General features: G+C 62.3%; 16 protein-coding genes. 8 read left to right on the forward strand and 8 right to left on the reverse strand.

Annotated features, from left to right (window positions below; translation table 11 throughout):
- The first annotated feature begins 1 nt into the window (after position 1).
- From Q8O69_RS06075 to ureC, 4 genes are all read left to right on the forward strand, one after another.
- Complete coding sequence (locus Q8O69_RS06075) at positions 2-520, forward strand: GNAT family N-acetyltransferase (RefSeq protein WP_305590428.1); 519 nt, start codon at positions 2-4, stop codon at positions 518-520.
- The gene (locus tag Q8O69_RS06080; RefSeq protein ID WP_305590430.1) at positions 520-1050 is read left to right on the forward strand and encodes a GNAT family N-acetyltransferase; all 531 of its coding nucleotides are present in this window, start codon (positions 520-522) and stop codon (positions 1048-1050) included. Before Q8O69_RS06075 ends, Q8O69_RS06080 begins: the two co-directional genes overlap by 1 nt.
- Positions 1047-1355, forward strand: coding sequence for an urease subunit beta (locus Q8O69_RS06085; protein ID WP_305590432.1), 309 nt, complete (start codon positions 1047-1049; stop codon positions 1353-1355). The genes Q8O69_RS06080 and Q8O69_RS06085 overlap by 4 nt, the downstream gene beginning before the upstream one ends.
- A 110-nt stretch (positions 1356-1465) precedes the next feature.
- The gene (gene ureC, locus Q8O69_RS06090; RefSeq protein ID WP_305590434.1) at positions 1466-3166 is read left to right on the forward strand and encodes an urease subunit alpha; all 1701 of its coding nucleotides are present in this window, start codon (positions 1466-1468) and stop codon (positions 3164-3166) included.
- Positions 3167-3265: 99 nt separating this feature from the next.
- Here ureC and Q8O69_RS06095 read toward each other — a convergent pair whose 3' ends face one another.
- The 7 genes from Q8O69_RS06095 to Q8O69_RS06125 form a co-directional block, all read right to left on the reverse strand.
- Positions 3266-3808, reverse strand: a complete 543-nt coding sequence (locus tag Q8O69_RS06095; protein WP_305590436.1) for a transposase — start codon at positions 3806-3808, stop codon at positions 3266-3268.
- An 86-nt stretch (positions 3809-3894) separates the two neighbouring features.
- The gene (locus tag Q8O69_RS06100; RefSeq protein ID WP_305590438.1) at positions 3895-4161 is read right to left on the reverse strand and encodes a DksA/TraR family C4-type zinc finger protein; all 267 of its coding nucleotides are present in this window, start codon (positions 4159-4161) and stop codon (positions 3895-3897) included.
- 74 nt (positions 4162-4235) lie between these two features.
- On the reverse strand, positions 4236-5099 hold the full coding sequence (locus Q8O69_RS06105) for an oxaloacetate decarboxylase (protein WP_275960577.1): 864 nt from the start codon (positions 5097-5099) through the stop codon (positions 4236-4238).
- A gap of 136 nt (positions 5100-5235) precedes the next feature.
- Positions 5236-6234, reverse strand: a complete 999-nt coding sequence (locus Q8O69_RS06110) for a type II secretion system F family protein (RefSeq protein WP_305590439.1) — start codon at positions 6232-6234, stop codon at positions 5236-5238.
- A gap of 72 nt (positions 6235-6306) precedes the next feature.
- Positions 6307-7062: a substrate-binding periplasmic protein gene (locus Q8O69_RS06115; protein WP_371136053.1), complete on the reverse strand. Its 756-nt coding sequence runs from the start codon at positions 7060-7062 to the stop codon at positions 6307-6309.
- A 53-nt stretch (positions 7063-7115) separates the two neighbouring features.
- On the reverse strand, positions 7116-7877 hold the full coding sequence (locus tag Q8O69_RS06120) for an ABC transporter substrate-binding protein (RefSeq protein ID WP_305590441.1): 762 nt from the start codon (positions 7875-7877) through the stop codon (positions 7116-7118).
- A gap of 106 nt (positions 7878-7983) precedes the next feature.
- Complete coding sequence (locus Q8O69_RS06125) at positions 7984-8898, reverse strand: substrate-binding domain-containing protein (protein WP_305590443.1); 915 nt, start codon at positions 8896-8898, stop codon at positions 7984-7986.
- A 289-nt stretch (positions 8899-9187) separates the two neighbouring features.
- On the opposite strand from Q8O69_RS06125, the gene Q8O69_RS06130 reads away from it, so the two are divergent.
- From Q8O69_RS06130 to Q8O69_RS06145, 4 genes are all read left to right on the forward strand, one after another.
- A complete protein-coding gene (locus tag Q8O69_RS06130; RefSeq protein WP_305590445.1) occupies positions 9188-9916 on the forward strand; it encodes a VC0807 family protein in 729 nt (242 codons plus the stop codon).
- Between the two features lie 24 nt (positions 9917-9940).
- Complete coding sequence (locus tag Q8O69_RS06135; protein ID WP_305590447.1) at positions 9941-10378, forward strand: YqaA family protein; 438 nt, start codon at positions 9941-9943, stop codon at positions 10376-10378.
- 146 nt (positions 10379-10524) lie between these two features.
- A complete protein-coding gene (locus Q8O69_RS06140; protein WP_371136054.1) occupies positions 10525-11478 on the forward strand; it encodes a YbhN family protein in 954 nt (317 codons plus the stop codon).
- 158 nt (positions 11479-11636) lie between these two features.
- Positions 11637-12902, forward strand: a complete 1266-nt coding sequence (locus Q8O69_RS06145; protein ID WP_305590451.1) for an Hsp70 family protein — start codon at positions 11637-11639, stop codon at positions 12900-12902.
- A 217-nt stretch (positions 12903-13119) separates the two neighbouring features.
- On the opposite strand, the gene Q8O69_RS06150 is transcribed toward Q8O69_RS06145, so the two are convergent.
- Positions 13120-15435 (reverse strand): YgiQ family radical SAM protein, encoded by a 2316-nt coding sequence (locus Q8O69_RS06150; RefSeq protein WP_305590531.1) that lies wholly within the window; start codon positions 15433-15435, stop codon positions 13120-13122.
- Positions 15436-15549 lie beyond the last annotated feature (114 nt).

The following is a 15549-nucleotide window of genomic DNA, read 5'->3' on the forward strand; positions in this document are numbered from 1 at the left end:
CATGAGCATTTCAATTCGCGACGCCCGCGACGACGACCTGGAAGCCATCCGCGCCATCTTCAATGACGCCGTGCTCAACACCACGGCGATCTGGATGGACGACGTCGTTGACCTGGCCAACCGCCAGGCCTGGTTGGCCGCACGCCGCCAGCAAGGCTACCCAGTATTGGTCGCGGTAGACGCCGAGGATAGCGTGCTCGGCTACGCCGCCTACGGCGATTGGCGGCCCTTCGACGGCTTCTGCAACACCGTGGAAAACTCCCTGTACGTGCGCGCCGACCAGCGCGGCCGTGGCCTCGGCGTGCTGCTGCTCGGCGCACTGATCGAACGCGGCAAGGCCGGCGGCAAACACGTGATGGTCGCCGCCATCGAGAGCGGCAACCTCGCCTCGATCGGCCTGCACCAGCGTTTCGGTTTCAGCATCACCGGGCAAATGCCCCAAGTCGGCCGCAAGTTCGGCCGCTGGCTGGACCTCACCTTTATGCAACTGATACTTAGCCCCGAAAGGAGGGCGCCCTGATGCTGAGCATCGAGCGCCTCGACGCGGCAAACTTTGAGTCTTATCGCCAAGGCTTGCTGTCCCTGCTGCTCGACTCCGTGGCACATGGCGCCTCGGTGGGATTTCTCGCCGATCTCGATGCTGACACGGCCAACCTCTATTTCGAGCAGGTCCTGGCCGGCATACGCGAGGGCACTCACCTGCTCTGGCTGGCCAGTGAGCAGGGCCAGGTGCTGGGCAGCGTGCAACTGGTGCTCTGCCAGAAGCCTAACGGCCTCAACCGCGCCGAAGTGCAGAAACTCCTGGTACACAGCAACGCCCGCCGCCGTGGCATCGCCAACAGCCTGATGCAGCGCCTGGAAGGCGAAGCGGCCGAGCTGCAACGCGGCTTGCTGTACCTGGACACCGAAGCCGGCAGCGACGCCGAAGCCTTTTACCAGGCACTTGGCTACGCCTGCATCGGTGGCCTGCCTGACTACGCCTGCGGCCCTGACGGGCAGTACCGAGCAAACGCCATCTACTACAAAACCTTGTCGAGGCCACAGCCATGATTCCCGGCGAATACCAGATCCAGGACGGCGAGATCGAACTCAACGCCGGCCGCCGTACCCTGCGCGTAACCGTGGCCAATAGCGGCGACCGGCCGATACAGGTCGGCTCGCACTACCACTTCTTTGAAACCAATGACGCCTTGACCTTCGACCGCGCTGCCGCGCGCGGTATGCGCCTGAATATCCCGGCCGGTACTGCGGTGCGCTTCGAGCCAGGGCAGAGCCGCGAAGTCGAACTGGTCGACCTGGCCGGCCATCGCCGCGTATTCGGCTTTGCCGGGCGGGTGATGGGCGAGCTGGATTAAGGGCACTTATCAGGGCCTGTGGGAGGGGCTTTAGCCGCGACACCTGCGGTATCGCGGCTAAATCCCCACCCACAGCACTAAACCGAACGTACTGTTCAGGACTTTGATTGATGAAAATCTCCCGCCAAGCCTATGCCGATATGTTCGGCCCCACCGTCGGCGACAAGGTGCGCCTGGCCGATACCGAGCTGTGGATCGAAGTGGAGCAGGATTTCACCACCTACGGCGAAGAAGTGAAATTCGGCGGCGGCAAGGTGATCCGCGACGGCATGGGCCAGGGCCAGCTGTGTGCGGCGGACGTGGTCGATACGCTGATCACCAATGCGCTGATCATCGATCACTGGGGCATCGTCAAGGCCGACGTCGGCTTGAAGGACGGGCGTATTGCAGCCATCGGCAAGGCCGGCAACCCGGACATCCAGCCCGACGTAACCATCGCCATCGGCGCGGGTACCGAGGTGATCGCCGGCGAGGGCATGATCCTCACCGCCGGTGGCATCGACACGCATATCCACTTTATCTGCCCGCAGCAGATCGAAGAGGCGTTGATGAGTGGCGTCACCACCATGATCGGCGGCGGCACCGGGCCGGCCACCGGCACCAACGCCACCACCTGCACCTCCGGGCCCTGGCACATGGCGCGCATGCTCCAAGCCGCCGACGCCTTCCCGATGAACCTGGGCTTTACCGGCAAGGGCAACGCCTCCTTGCCGGAGCCGTTGATCGAACAGGTCAAGGCCGGCGCCATCGGTCTCAAGCTGCATGAAGACTGGGGCACCACCCCGGCGGCCATCGACAACTGCCTGAGCGTGGCCGACCAGTTTGATGTGCAGGTGGCGATCCATACCGACACCCTCAACGAGTCCGGCTTTGTCGAAACCACCCTGGCCGCGTTCAAGGGCCGCACCATTCACACCTACCACACCGAGGGTGCCGGCGGTGGCCATGCGCCGGATATCATCAAGGCCTGTGGCTTCCCCAATGTGCTGCCGAGTTCGACCAACCCGACTCGCCCGTTTACCCGCAATACCATCGACGAACACCTGGACATGCTTATGGTCTGCCACCACCTCGACCCAAGCATCGCCGAAGACGTGGCCTTCGCCGAAAGCCGTATTCGCCGCGAGACCATTGCCGCCGAAGATATCCTGCATGACCTCGGCGCCTTCAGCATGATCAGCTCCGACAGCCAGGCTATGGGCCGCGTTGGCGAAGTGATCACCCGCACCTGGCAGACCGCCGACAAGATGCACAAACAGCGCGGCCCGCTGGAAGGCGACGGCCCCGGCAACAGCAACTTCCGGGTCAAACGTTATATCGCCAAATACACCATCAACCCGGCGATCACCCACGGCATCAGCCATGAGGTGGGCTCGATCGAAGTGGGCAAATGGGCCGACCTGGTGCTCTGGCGGCCGGCGTTTTTCGGCGTTAAACCGACGCTGATTCTCAAAGGCGGGGCGATTGCCGCCAGCCTAATGGGCGACGCCAATGCCTCGATCCCGACGCCACAGCCGGTGCACTACCGGCCGATGTTCGCCAGCTACGACGGCAGCCGCCACGCCACCAGCATCACCTTTATCAGCCAAGCGGCGTTCGAGGCCGGCGTACCCGAACAACTGGGGCTGAAGAAGAAGATCGGCGTAGTCAAAGGCTGCCGCGAGGTGCAGAAAACCGACCTGATCCACAACGACTACCTACCGAATATCGAAGTGGACGCGCAGAACTATCAGGTCAAGGCCGATGGCCAGTTGCTCTGGTGCGAGCCGGCGGATGTGCTGCCGATGGCGCAGCGTTATTTCCTGTTCTGACATCCCCGACTGAGACGACAATGGCGGGTTTCACCCGCCCTACGGGATAGGTGATTGCCCCGCCTGCACAAACCTGTAGGGCGGGTGCAACCCGCCAATTCATTCTCCGGCCCCCAGATCATTGACGCTTGTGTCCCCGCCCCAATCGTTGGGATAGACGCCCTGCCTCACCCAGCGATGAAACGATGACAAGGGCCAATCCTGTACACGTGAAACCAACCCATGTTTCAGTGGATTGCCATGCAAGTAATCGAAGTGCCGGGCATAGTCTTGCTCGTCACGAATCAGGTGTTCCCAGAATCGTTGCTGCCAGAGCGTGCCATGGCCTTTTGCCTGGCGTCGCTCGCTCATCAGGTCGATGCGGTTGTAGTCGCGACAGGCATGAGTGACGTGTCGCTTGATCAGCCGCCAGCGATTGGAAAAATCCGCATCTCCAGGCGGCAGGCGCCAGATGGCATGCAAGTGATCGGGCAACAATACCCAGGCATCGATGGCAAAGGGCTGGGTCAGGCGAACCGTCTCGATCGACTCGCGTAAAGCCTGGCGGATATCGGGACGGGTAAGAATCGGCCGGCGCCGCTCAGTGACGAGCGTAAAGAAATAGGTGCCACCAGGAACGGCGGCGCGTCGGTAATCGGGCATGACAACATCCTTGTTGCGATATCGCATCTTGGCGGGTTGCACCCGCCCTACGATCATTCGCCGGCCGGTGCGGCCCGCCATCAAGACTAGCGCAGCTGACTGTCCTTGCTAGCCCGGCGGTTGTAACCGCTGAATTTGGCCTGCTCCTTGTCGTGCTCGGTCTGGCAGGCCACGCACAGGTGCACGCCGGGGATGGCTTTGCGCCGGGCTTCGGGGATTGCCGCGTCGCACTCTTCACAGTGCCTCAGGCTTTCGCCGCGCGGCAGCTGGCTGCGGGCGCGCTGAATAGCGTCCTCGATGCTGCTGTCGATCTGCTCCTGTACCGCGCCGTCATTCGCCCAACCACCGGCCATCGCAATTGTCCTCCGCTGTGTATGCCTCTAGATATGCGCCGTCTGCGGGCGAATCTCAAGCGCACGCGGTCGCCCTACTCCTTGACCTCCATAAACTCACGCGCCCAGACGATATAGTCCTCGGGCTGGGTGTAGGTGTGGGTCAGTTCGGTGGCGCTAAGGTCGCAGGCATCGACGCCGCGCTGTTCGCGCAGGCAGTCGTAGGTGGCCTTGATCGCGGCGAAATAGGCAGCGTGACCGTTGACCACGATGCGCACGCCGAGGCTGGCCAGGCGCGCGTTGTCGCGCAGCTTGGGGTTGCCGTAGGTGACCAGCATCAGCGGGATATTCAGGGCGGCGGCGATCTGTTCCAGGTGAGCAAAATCCTCGACACCGACCAGGCAGATGGCATCGGCACCGGCCGCCTGATAAGCCTGGGTACGACGAATCACCTCGCTGACATCCAGCACACCGGCATGGGTGCGGGCGATGATCGCCAGGTCAGGGTCAACCCGTGCTTCCAAGGCCGCACGAATCTTACCGACACCTTCGTCGATGCTGATCAGGTCGGTGGACTTGCGGCCGAACTGCGCGGGCAGCAGGGTGTCTTCGATGGTCAGCGCAGCAATCCCTGCGCGCTCCAGCTCCACTACGGTACGCATCACATTGAGCGCATTGCCATAGCCGTGGTCAGCATCGGCGATTACCGGCAGGCGGCTGACGCGGCCGATCCGCGTGGCCTGCTCGACAAATTCGCTAAGGGTGATCAGGGCGAAATCCGGCGCGGCCAGAACTTGTAGTGAAGCTACAGAACCACCCAGAATGCCGACTTCAAAACCCAGGTCAGCGGCAATCCGCGCGGCCATGGGATCGAACACGGAAGCCGTGTGATAGCAGCTATTCGAAGCAAGAAGCGCACGAAATTGTGCGCGAAGGTCGTGATGCGAGGCTCTTTGCATGGGGTGCACCATCGTTCATAGTCGATTCTGAGCGAGGGATTATGTAGCAAAACTACAAAACCCGTCATGTAGTAAAACTACATAGTCGACCAACAACCTTGCACCCGCCTTTCAGTCTACCCAGCCATCCAGCGCACTAACCCAAGTCCGCCGGTAAACGTGGGCCAAAGCCGGCGCCAGTCAGCAGTCCATAGGCCATCCACAGCATCACCCCGGCATACAGCAAGCGTGGCAGCCAGGTGGCCAGCTGTTCGGTCAGGCTATCCAGTTTCTGGGTTTCCACCCCGGCGTAGTTGAGCAGGCTGGCCGGCAAGGTGCCGCTAGCCTCCCCTGTACGAATCAGGCCAAGGGCCAGCCCGTGGCCGGGAAAGTCGACAGACGCCAGCGCCTGCGCCAGGCTTTGGCCACGCTGCACAGCCAGTTGCACAGCGCTGAAACGTTTGCGCAGCGGCGCATGGCGGATCACCGCGCAGGCCTTGGGTAAAGCATCCAGCATGGGCATGCCAGCCTCCAGCATCAGCCCCAGGCTGTCGAAAAAGTCGCGCAGATTACGCCGCAGCAACGCCGGGCCGAGGAGCGGCACACTCGCCCACAGGCCATCGAGCGGCGAAGCCGCACCAGCAGGCGCGTGCTCACGCTGCAGATAAAGCCCACGGCCCAGGCCATACAGAGCGCCCAGCAGCAGCAACGGCCAGAGTACGTCCCATAGATAACCGACGATGCTCAGCTGGCCGCCGACCAACGCCGGCAGCGGCTGGATAAACAGCGCCAGCACCAGCACCGCCGCCGGCATCAGCAAGCGTGATTTGACTGCAGCGGCCTGTTGCGCCCGGTGGTTGTAACGCTCGGCCAGGCGCTGGTAAACCGCCGCCAGACAGCCACTGGCCTGGGCGGCGCGCAACAGGGAGCTGTCCAGCTGGGTGAACACGCCACTGCGCAGCCCGGCACTGGCCATATCGCTACCACCAGCAATCTGCGTTTGCAGGCTGGCCAGCGCAGCCTTGGCGCGCGCCGGCACTTGCAGGCTGAGCAGCGCCCGCTCGACCGGCACGCCGGCTTTCTCCATCGCCGCCAGATGGCCGAACAACTGGGCGCGCGCAGCAAGATCAAGCAGGGCAGGACGTGGCGTGGGCATAGGCAGGCTCAGCGAGGTGGGAACGACACAACAGGCGCCAGGTTAGCAGGCCGCGTAGCGCAGAACAGTGGGCTATTCAGTGGCCGTCGGCAACTCGGCATGCGGCAGCCAGCGGCGAAAGATCAGCGCAAAGCTGCCGTCCTGATGCATTGCATCCAGGGCGCGCCGCCAGCGTTCGACCAGCGCCGTATCGGTTTGCGGGGAGAAGGCAATGTAGTAGGCCGAACGCATAAAGGGCAGGTGCGCTTGCACCTGCTCCGGGCGCAAACCGCCGCTGGCTAGTTCGTCCTTGAGGGTCAGGTCTTCAGTGGCAATCAACTGCACCCGCCCATGCTTGAGCATGGTCACCATATTCTTCGCGCTAGGGACCCCGTAGAGGTTCTTGAAGCCGCGCGCAGTCAGGGTTTCAAAGGTGTACCACTGCTTCGGCACAGCCAGCGGCCCACTCTCGGCGGCCTGCTGCAGATTGTCGAAACGCAGGTTGCGCGATTTCAGCGAGTAGAAGCTGGTAGTGCCGATCAGCAGCGGGCCAACCCACTGAAACTTGGCCTCACGCTCCGGCGTGCGCACGGTGGAGAAGATCGCCGTATTCGGCTCGTGCTGAGCCAGGTGATAGCCGCGCGTCCAGGGCAGCAGCTCGATCTTGCCGGGGTCGCCGGTGCGCTCAATCAGCGCGCGCACCACCTCTACGGCCAGACCGTGCAGCTCACCGTCACGGCTAAAGCTGGTCGGTGGCGCTTCCTCAGTGAACAACTGCAATTCAGCACACGCAGGCCCGGCCAGACAAAGCAGCAGCCAGATCATCAGCGCGCAGCGTGGTTTGAGCAAAGTGGGTTCTCCCGGCACTGGCTTCAGACTAGCTCAGAGCCGGGCAAGTCGCGTTATGGCAAGGAAGGTGCGGCGGGCATGCTGAACGGCTGGGTAAACCAGCGCTTATGAATCCGCTCCAGACTGCCGTCGCGCAGTAACTCATCAAGGGCCAGCTGCCATTGCCGGACCAGCGCAGGATCAGTGTTGTTCGAAAAGGCGATATAAGAGTTGTTACCCATAAAGGTGAACTGTAACTCCACCTCATCACGACGCATGCCTTGCTGCGCGAGCATGTCATCCAGCGCCAGGTTGTTGGCCACCAGCAGCTCGATACGGCCGTGCTTGAACATCTTCATCATGTGCTGGGGCGTTGGTACACCGTAGAGATTTTTCAGGCCACGGTCGCTGAGGTATTCATAGGAGTACCACTGCTTGGGCACGGCCAGGGTGTTGAAGCGTTCAACATCCTGCAGCGTACGCACATTCAGCCCGGCACCGCGCCGCGCATAGAAGCTGGTATGCCCCAGGGCAATCGGCCCGACCCACTGGAACAGCGCCTCGCGCCGGGCGGTACGCACCGTGGAGAACAAGCCGCTGTTGGCCTCGTGCTGCACCTGATGGTAACCGCGGGTCCAGGGCACCAGCTCGATGCGGGTGTCCTGCCCGGTACGCTGGATCAGCAGCTCGGCCACTTCCACGGCCATGCCGGTCAGCTTGCCATCTTCGATATAGCTCAGCGGCCGGTATTCCTCGGTATACAGGCGCAGCTCGGCCGCCAGCGCCGATGCACAGCAGCCAAGCAACAACACAACCAGCCAGGACTTCAACCGCATTGGGCAATACCTGCAAAAACATACGAACAATGGGCCGAAACGCCGAATGATAAACAGCCATTGGCTCAGCAACCAGCAGAGTTCTGCGGCAAATCAGCGCGAGGGGCTATGGATTGGCCGTCAGTTCCACCTCCCGTGCCCGCTGCCACTGCGCCAGGTTCTCGCGACTTACCTGCTGCACCTGCAACGCGATATTCACCGGTTGCGGCGATAGTTCGCCGCGCATACTTCGCGCGGCCAATTGCACGGCCTGAAAACCAATGGCATGGGCTTGCTGGATCATCAGGCTGTGCACCTCGCCCTTGCTCAGTGCCTCAATCAGCAGAGGGTCGGCATCGAAGCCGACATGCAGTAACTCTCCGACCTTGCCGAGCCGCCGCAGCGCTGCCAGTGCGGCGCGTGAACTGGTGCTGTTGGGCGTAAACACGCCCGCCAGCTGCGGCAAGCGCTCACGCAAGGCATTCACAGCCGCCTGGCTGTCGTCACCGATGTAGGTATCCACCAGGATACTCAGGCCGCCCTGCTCTGCGCCCTGACGAAAACCACGCTCGCGCTCGCTGGTCGAGGGCACACCGGCTTTCAAACGCAACAGCGCCACCTGGCCCTGGCCACCAAGCGCCGCAGCCAAGGCCTGGCCGGCCTGCATACCAGCGCGGAAGTTATCGGTGGCGACCACACCGCGCACTGCACTACCGGGCAGGTCACGGTCGAAATACACAGTATTGATGCCGCTGCCCGCCAATTGCTGCACACGCGAGGCGATCTCCGGGCCGCTGGGGGCGATAACCAGCGCCCTGCAACCACGCTCCAGCACCCAATTGATCATCTGTAGCTGGGTTTCCACGCGCCCTTCGTGGCTGGGCCCGCGAAAATGCATATCCAGGCCGTACTCTTTGGCAGCCTGCCGCGCGCCGACCTCTACTTGCCCCCAAAAGGGCGTAGCCCCCGCCGCCACCACACCGATACAGTCCTTTGCCAACGCCTGAGTGGCCCAACTGGTCAACACAACGAATAGCAGCACATATCTCGACTGGCATCGGCTGTACATCTGCATCACTCCCAAAACCTGGCGACGCCATGCACAGCAGCATGCACAACACCTAACAGCGCTCAGGCGTCACCGTAGAGTTACTGCTATCACTTTAGCATCAGGCGATTAGCCTCGCCGGGCGCGGGGTTACCGGTCATCCGCCAGAAAACCGTGCCATACACTTGCGCCTCACACTTTTTCACACTCCAAGCGACGGCTGGGCTGGTAGCCGCCGCTCAGGCAGGCGATGATCGCGTCTCTTTCCTGCACCTTGAATGACATGACCGATACCACGCAAAGCACTCAGGCCACGCACAAACCCCGCCCACTGATCGATTTGCTGGTCAGTATCCTGATTCCCTCCCTGATTCTGATGAAACTCAGTGGCGAGAGCCGCCTGGGTGCCGACGGTGCGCTGATGCTGGCGCTGGCCTTCCCGCTGGGCTGGGGCAGTTTCGAGCTGCTCAAGTACCGCAAATTCAACTTTATCGCCCTGCTCGGCCTGGTCAGCGTGCTGCTTACCGGCGGCATTGGCCTGCTCAAACTGGATAACCAGTGGCTGGCGATCAAGGAAGCGGCGATCCCCGGCATCATCGGCATCGCTGTGCTGGTCTCGACCCGCACCCGCTTCCCGTTGATCCGCACCATGCTGTTTAACAAGACCGTACTCAACGTCGACAAAATCCATGAGCGCCTGGAGCAGGCCGGCAACACCGAGCTGTTCGAAGCGCGCCTGCTTCGCGCCACTTACTGGCTAAGCGGCACCTTCTTCTTCTCCTCGGCGATGAACTACGTGCTGGCCAAGTGGATCGTGATCAGCCCGGCCGGCAGCGAAGCCTTCAACGCCGAGCTGGGGCGGATGAACCTGCTCAGCTACCCGATGATCGCGATTCCCTCGATGATCATGCTGATGGCCATCTTCTATTACCTGTGGCGCACCATCCACGGTCTTACCGGCCTCAAGCTGGAAGACGTGATGGCCAATGCCGAGCAGGACAAGCAGCCCTAAGCCACTCGGCCCGGCGCGCCACGAATGCTGACGCTCTCCGCCTACCTGGGCCTGTTTATTTCGGCCCTGGGCGCCGCCACCCTGCTGCCGCTGCAATCGGAAAGCGTGCTGGTGGCGCTGCTGCTCAGCGGCGCCTATTCGCCCTGGGCCCTGCTGGCGGTGGCCAGTGTCGGCAATATCCTCGGCGCGCTGCTCAACTGGCTGCTCGGCCGCTACCTCGAACACTTTCGCCACAAGTCCTGGTTCCCGGTCAGCGACGCGCGCCTGCAGCAGGCGCAACGCGGTTATGCCCGTTATGGCCGCTGGTCACTGCTGCTGAGCTGGATGCCGATCATCGGCGACCCACTGACCCTGGTGGCCGGGGTAATGCGCGAACGCCTGTGGGTGTTCCTGCTGATCGTCAGCCTGGCGAAAACCGCCCGCTATGCTGTATTGGCAGCCCTGACCCTTGGCTGGAGTTGAGTCGCATGCGACACACGCCGTAACGCCAACAGCAAGTCTGCGGTTGAGCAGCGGCCATGCCTCCGTGATACTGCGCAGCCTTCGCACAGGCGTGCGCGGGGACAGTCGCAGTACGAAGGAGTGATCTCAGTGGAGCTGCATCCGTGATGAAAAGGAGCGATCTGGTCTGGACCCTCGTGGGGCTCGGTGCCGTGCTGTTGTCGTGTTACTTGCTCTATCACCAAGTTCGCACTATTTCCCTGAATGAAATCGCTGACAGCCTGTGCGCCATTCCGCGCCTGGATTGGCTGCTGGCCGCAGCGGCCACCCTTGGCGCCTATAGCGCCCTGGCCTGGTACGACCGCATCGCCCTGGCGCATCTGGGCAAAAAGATTTCCTGGCGCTTTATCAGCCTGTGTTCCTTCACCACCTATGCGCTGGCCCACAACATCGGCGCCTCCGTGTTCTCAGGCGCCCTGGTGCGTTATCGCGCTTACCGCAGCAAAGGTATGACGCCGCAGGAAATCGGCATCCTGATCGTCTTCTGCTCCTTCACCTTCATCCTCGGCACCCTCCTGGCCAGCGGCTGTGTACTGCTGCTGGAGCCGGACCTGATCCACCGCGTGGCCAAGGTCACGCCGCTGGTCTCCGAGATTATCGGCGGGCTCCTGCTGCTATTGGTTGCGCTCTATGTGCTCGGCTCCTGGCGCCATTTCAAACCCTGGCACTGGGGCAAGCTGCATATCGAATACCCGCGTCTGGGGATTGTCGGCCGCCAGCTGCTGGCCGGCCCGCTGGAGCTGGCTTGCGCGGCAGCGATCATCTACTTCGCCCTGCCGGCGGAGCACAACCCAGGCTATCTGGTGGTGTTCGGCGTGTTCCTCGCCTCGTTCTCGCTGGCGTTGCTGTCTCACGCCCCTGGCGGCCTGGGCGTACTGGAGGTGACCTTCCTCGCGGCGATGCCGGAGTTACCGGCCGCTGACGTACTCGCTGCACTGATTGTGTTCCGCTGTTTCTACCTGCTGTTGCCGTTCGCCCTGTCGCTGCTAGTAGTGCTGGGGTTCGAATGGACACAGTGGCAGAGCCGCCGCACCACCCCAGATAATCCACCACTCCCCTGAGCCGAACCAACACCGGATAACCGGGGGCAGCATTGCGCCGCACACTCGCATAGAATGCGCGGCCGTTTTTGCGGCCCACCGTCATGACCGCCACTCGCCGGCTGTCGTGACAGGATGCCCAGAAACCTCCCGGTACTTATTCAGGAACAGCGCGCCGCATGACTTTCTCTACACCCGCCCGCGCCTGCGGCATCGACTTCGGCACCTCCAACTCCACCGTCGGCTGGCTGCGCCCCGACGCCGAAACCCTGATTCCCCTGGAAGACGGCAAGATCACCCTGCCCTCGGTGGTGTTCTTCAACCTTGAAGAGCGCCGCCCGGTCTATGGCCGCCTGGCGCTGCAGGAATACCTGGAAGGCTACGAAGGCCGCCTGATGCGCTCGCTGAAAAGCCTGCTGGGCAGCAAGCTGCTGAAAAGCGAAACCACCGTGCTGGGCAGTGCTCTGCCGTTCAAAGACCTGCTCGGCTTCTTTATCGGCGAGCTGAAAAACCGCGCCGAGGCCACCGCCGGCCGGCCCTTTGAGGAAGTGGTGTTGGGCCGCCCGGTGTTCTTCGTCGACGATGACCCGGTGGCCGACCTGGAAGCGGAGAACACCCTGGTGGCCGTGGCGCACAAGCTCGGCTTCAAGGACGTGTCGTTCCAGTACGAACCAATTGCCGCGGCCTTTGACTACGAGTCGGGCATCAGCCGCGAAGAGCTGGTGCTGATCGTCGATATTGGTGGCGGCACCTCGGACTTTTCCCTGGTGCGCCTGGCGCCCGAACGCCGCGCAGTGGCCGACCGGCATAGCGACATCCTCGCCACTGGCGGCGTGCACATCGGCGGTACGGACTTCGACAAGCAGCTTTCTCTGGCTGGGGTGATGCCACTGTTTGGCTACGGCAGCCGGATGAAGAGCGACGCGCCGATGCCCACCAGCACCCACCTCAACCTAGCCACCTGGCACACCATCAACGCGGTGTACTCGGCGCAGTCGCAGCGCCAGCTGCAGAGCATGCGCTACGACATCGTCGACCCGACCGGCATTGACCGCCTGTTCCAGCTGATCGAGCGCCGTGACGGCCACTGGCTGGCCATGCAGGTGGAGGAAAGCAAAATCGCCCTGACCGAACAGGATGCACGGCCCATCGACCTCAGCCGCCTGGAAGACGGCCTGGTCGCCGAGCTGACCCGCACACTGTTCGAGGATGCCATCGAGCCGCTGCTGGAGCGCGTGCGCGCCAGCGTCACCCAGCTGCTCAGCGATGCCGGCGTTACTGTTGAGCAGGTCGACACAGTGTTCTTTACCGGCGGTTCCAGCGGCATTCCGGCGTTGCGCCAGAGCGTCGCGGCGATGCTGCCCAACGCCCAGCATGTGGAAGGCAATACCTTCGGCAGCATCGGCAGCGGCCTGGCCATCGAAGCACAGAAGCGTTACGGCTGATCTGTAGCCCGGATGAAATCCGGGGATAAGGTCTAATCGCTCCCGGATTGCATCCGGGCTACAACGGCACAGCCGTAGGATGGGTTGAGCAAAGCGATACCCATCCTACAGCGGTGGTGGATAAGAAAGGCGTCATCCACCCTACGCAGCTAATTAGCCCCCTGCCTCCACCATAAAAAACGCCAGCTCGAAGCTGGCGTTTTTTATGGCTGCAGAATCAGCGCGGCACGGCCGGCTTCTTCACCGGTTTCTTGCCTTTGCCCTTGGCCGCGTCGGCGCGCTCCTTGGCCGCCTGCTGGTTACGCACCTGCGCAGCCGCCTTGGCCTGCTCACGCTTGTCCCAGGGGTTACCACCTGCAGCACCGGTGTCACGCGGCGGCAAGCCGGTGTGCTGGGTCAGCATCGGCTTGCTCTTGCTGGTGTCCTTGGCGACCTTGTGGCTGCCGGCCGGCGTCGAGTTCTTGCGACGTGCGCTCTGGTAGCTGTCGGTCGCCGGCTGGTGCAGCGGGATCAGCTGATTCTTACCCGGCCCGATCAGGTCGGCGCGGCCCATGCGGGTCAACGCTTCGCGCAGCATCGGCCAGCCTTTCGGGTCGTGATAACGCAGGAAGGCTTTGTGCAGGCGGCGCTGCTCTTCGCTCTTGACGATGGTCACGCCGTCGCTCTTGTAGCTGACCTTGCGCAGCGGGTTCTTGCCTGAGTGGTACATGGCCGTGGCGGTCGCCATTGGCGAGGGGTAGAAGGCCTGCACCTGGTCGGCGCGGAAGCCATTGCCCTTGAGCCACAGCGCGAGGTTCATCATGTCCTCGTCGGTGGTGCCCGGGTGCGCCGCGATAAAGTACGGGATCAGATACTGCTCTTTACCCGCCTCTTTCGAGTACTTCTCGAACATGCGCTTGAACTTGTCGTAGCTGCCAATGCCCGGCTTCATCATCTGATTCAGCGGGCCTTCCTCGGTGTGCTCCGGGGCGATCTTCAGGTAGCCACCGACGTGGTGGGTGACCAGCTCCTTCACATACTCCGGCGACTCTACAGCCAGGTCGTAACGCAGCCCCGAGGCAATCAGAATCTTCTTCACCCCCGGCAGCGCACGGGCGCTGCGGTACAGCTGAATCAAGGCCGAGTGATCGGTGTTCAGGTTCGGGCAGATGCCGGGGAACACGCAGGATGGCTTGCGGCACGCGGATTCGATTTCCGGGCTCTTGCAGGCGATGCGGTACATGTTGGCGGTCGGCCCGCCGAGGTCGGAAATCACCCCAGTAAAGCCTGGCACCTTGTCACGGATCTCTTCAATCTCGCGAATGATCGACTCTTCCGAACGGTTCTGGATGATCCGTCCCTCGTGCTCAGTGATCGAGCAGAAGGTGCAGCCGCCGAAGCAGCCACGCATGATGTTTACCGAGAAACGAATCATGTCGTAGGCCGGGATTTTTTCCTTGCCGTACGCCGGGTGCGGGATACGCGCATAGGGCATGCCGAACACGTAGTCCATTTCCTCGGTAGTCATCGGGATGGGTGGCGGGTTGAACCACACGTCTACTTCCCCATGCTTCTGCACCAGCGCGCGGGCGTTGCCCGGGTTGGTTTCCAGGTGCAGCACGCGGTTGGCGTGGGCGTACAGCACCGGGTCGTTACGCACTTTTTCCATGGACGGCAAGCGGATCACCGTCTTGTCACGAGTCATCCGTGGGCTGGCGAGAATCTGCACCACCTTCGGCTCGTTCGGGTCCTCCTGCGACCCCTTTTCCTGCTCGATAGCGCAGGCCTGGGTGTCCTGGGTGTTCACGTACGGGTTGATGATCTTGTCGATCTTGCCCGGCCGGTCGATACGCGTGGAATCCACCTCATACCAGCCCTGCGGCGTGTCACGGCGGATAAAAGCGGTGCCGCGCACGTCGGTGATGTCTTCGATCTTGTGACCGTAGGACAGGCGCTGCGCCACTTCGACGATGGCGCGCTCGGCGTTGCCGTACAGCAGAATGTCGGCGCTGGCGTCGATCAGGATCGAGTTGCGCACGCGGTCCTGCCAGTAGTCGTAGTGGGCGATGCGGCGCAGCGAGGCTTCGATACCGCCGAGGACGATCGGCACATTCTTATAGGCTTCTTTGCAGCGCTGGCTGTACACCAGGCTGGCGCGGTCCGGGCGTTTGCCGGCCATGCCACCTGGGGTGTAGGCGTCGTCGGAGCGGATTTTCTTGTCGGCGGTGTAGCGGTTGATCATCGAATCCATGTTGCCGGCCGCGACGCCGAAGAACAGGTTCGGCTCGCCGAGCTTCATAAAGTCGTCTTTCGACTGCCAGTTCGGCTGGGCGATGATGCCCACGCGAAAGCCCTGCGACTCCAGCAGGCGACCGATAATCGCCATGCCAAACGAGGGGTGATCCACATAGGCATCACCGGTCACGATGATGATGTCGCAGCTGTCCCAGCCAAGCTGATCCATCTCTTCCCGGCTCATCGGCAGAAAAGGCGCCGGCCCGAAACACTCGGCCCAGTATTTTGGATAATCGAATAACGGCTTGGCGGCTTGCATGGACATGGAAAGTGACCGGCGTAGGCGAACAGGGATGGAAAATCGCGGGCGCGGAATATAGCACAAATTTTAACCAAACCCGACTTAGACGCTAGGTTTAACCGCCGAAATAGC

Source organism: Pseudomonas sp. (assembly GCF_030690725.1).
Taxonomy (GTDB): Bacteria; Pseudomonadota; Gammaproteobacteria; order Pseudomonadales; family Pseudomonadaceae; genus Aquipseudomonas.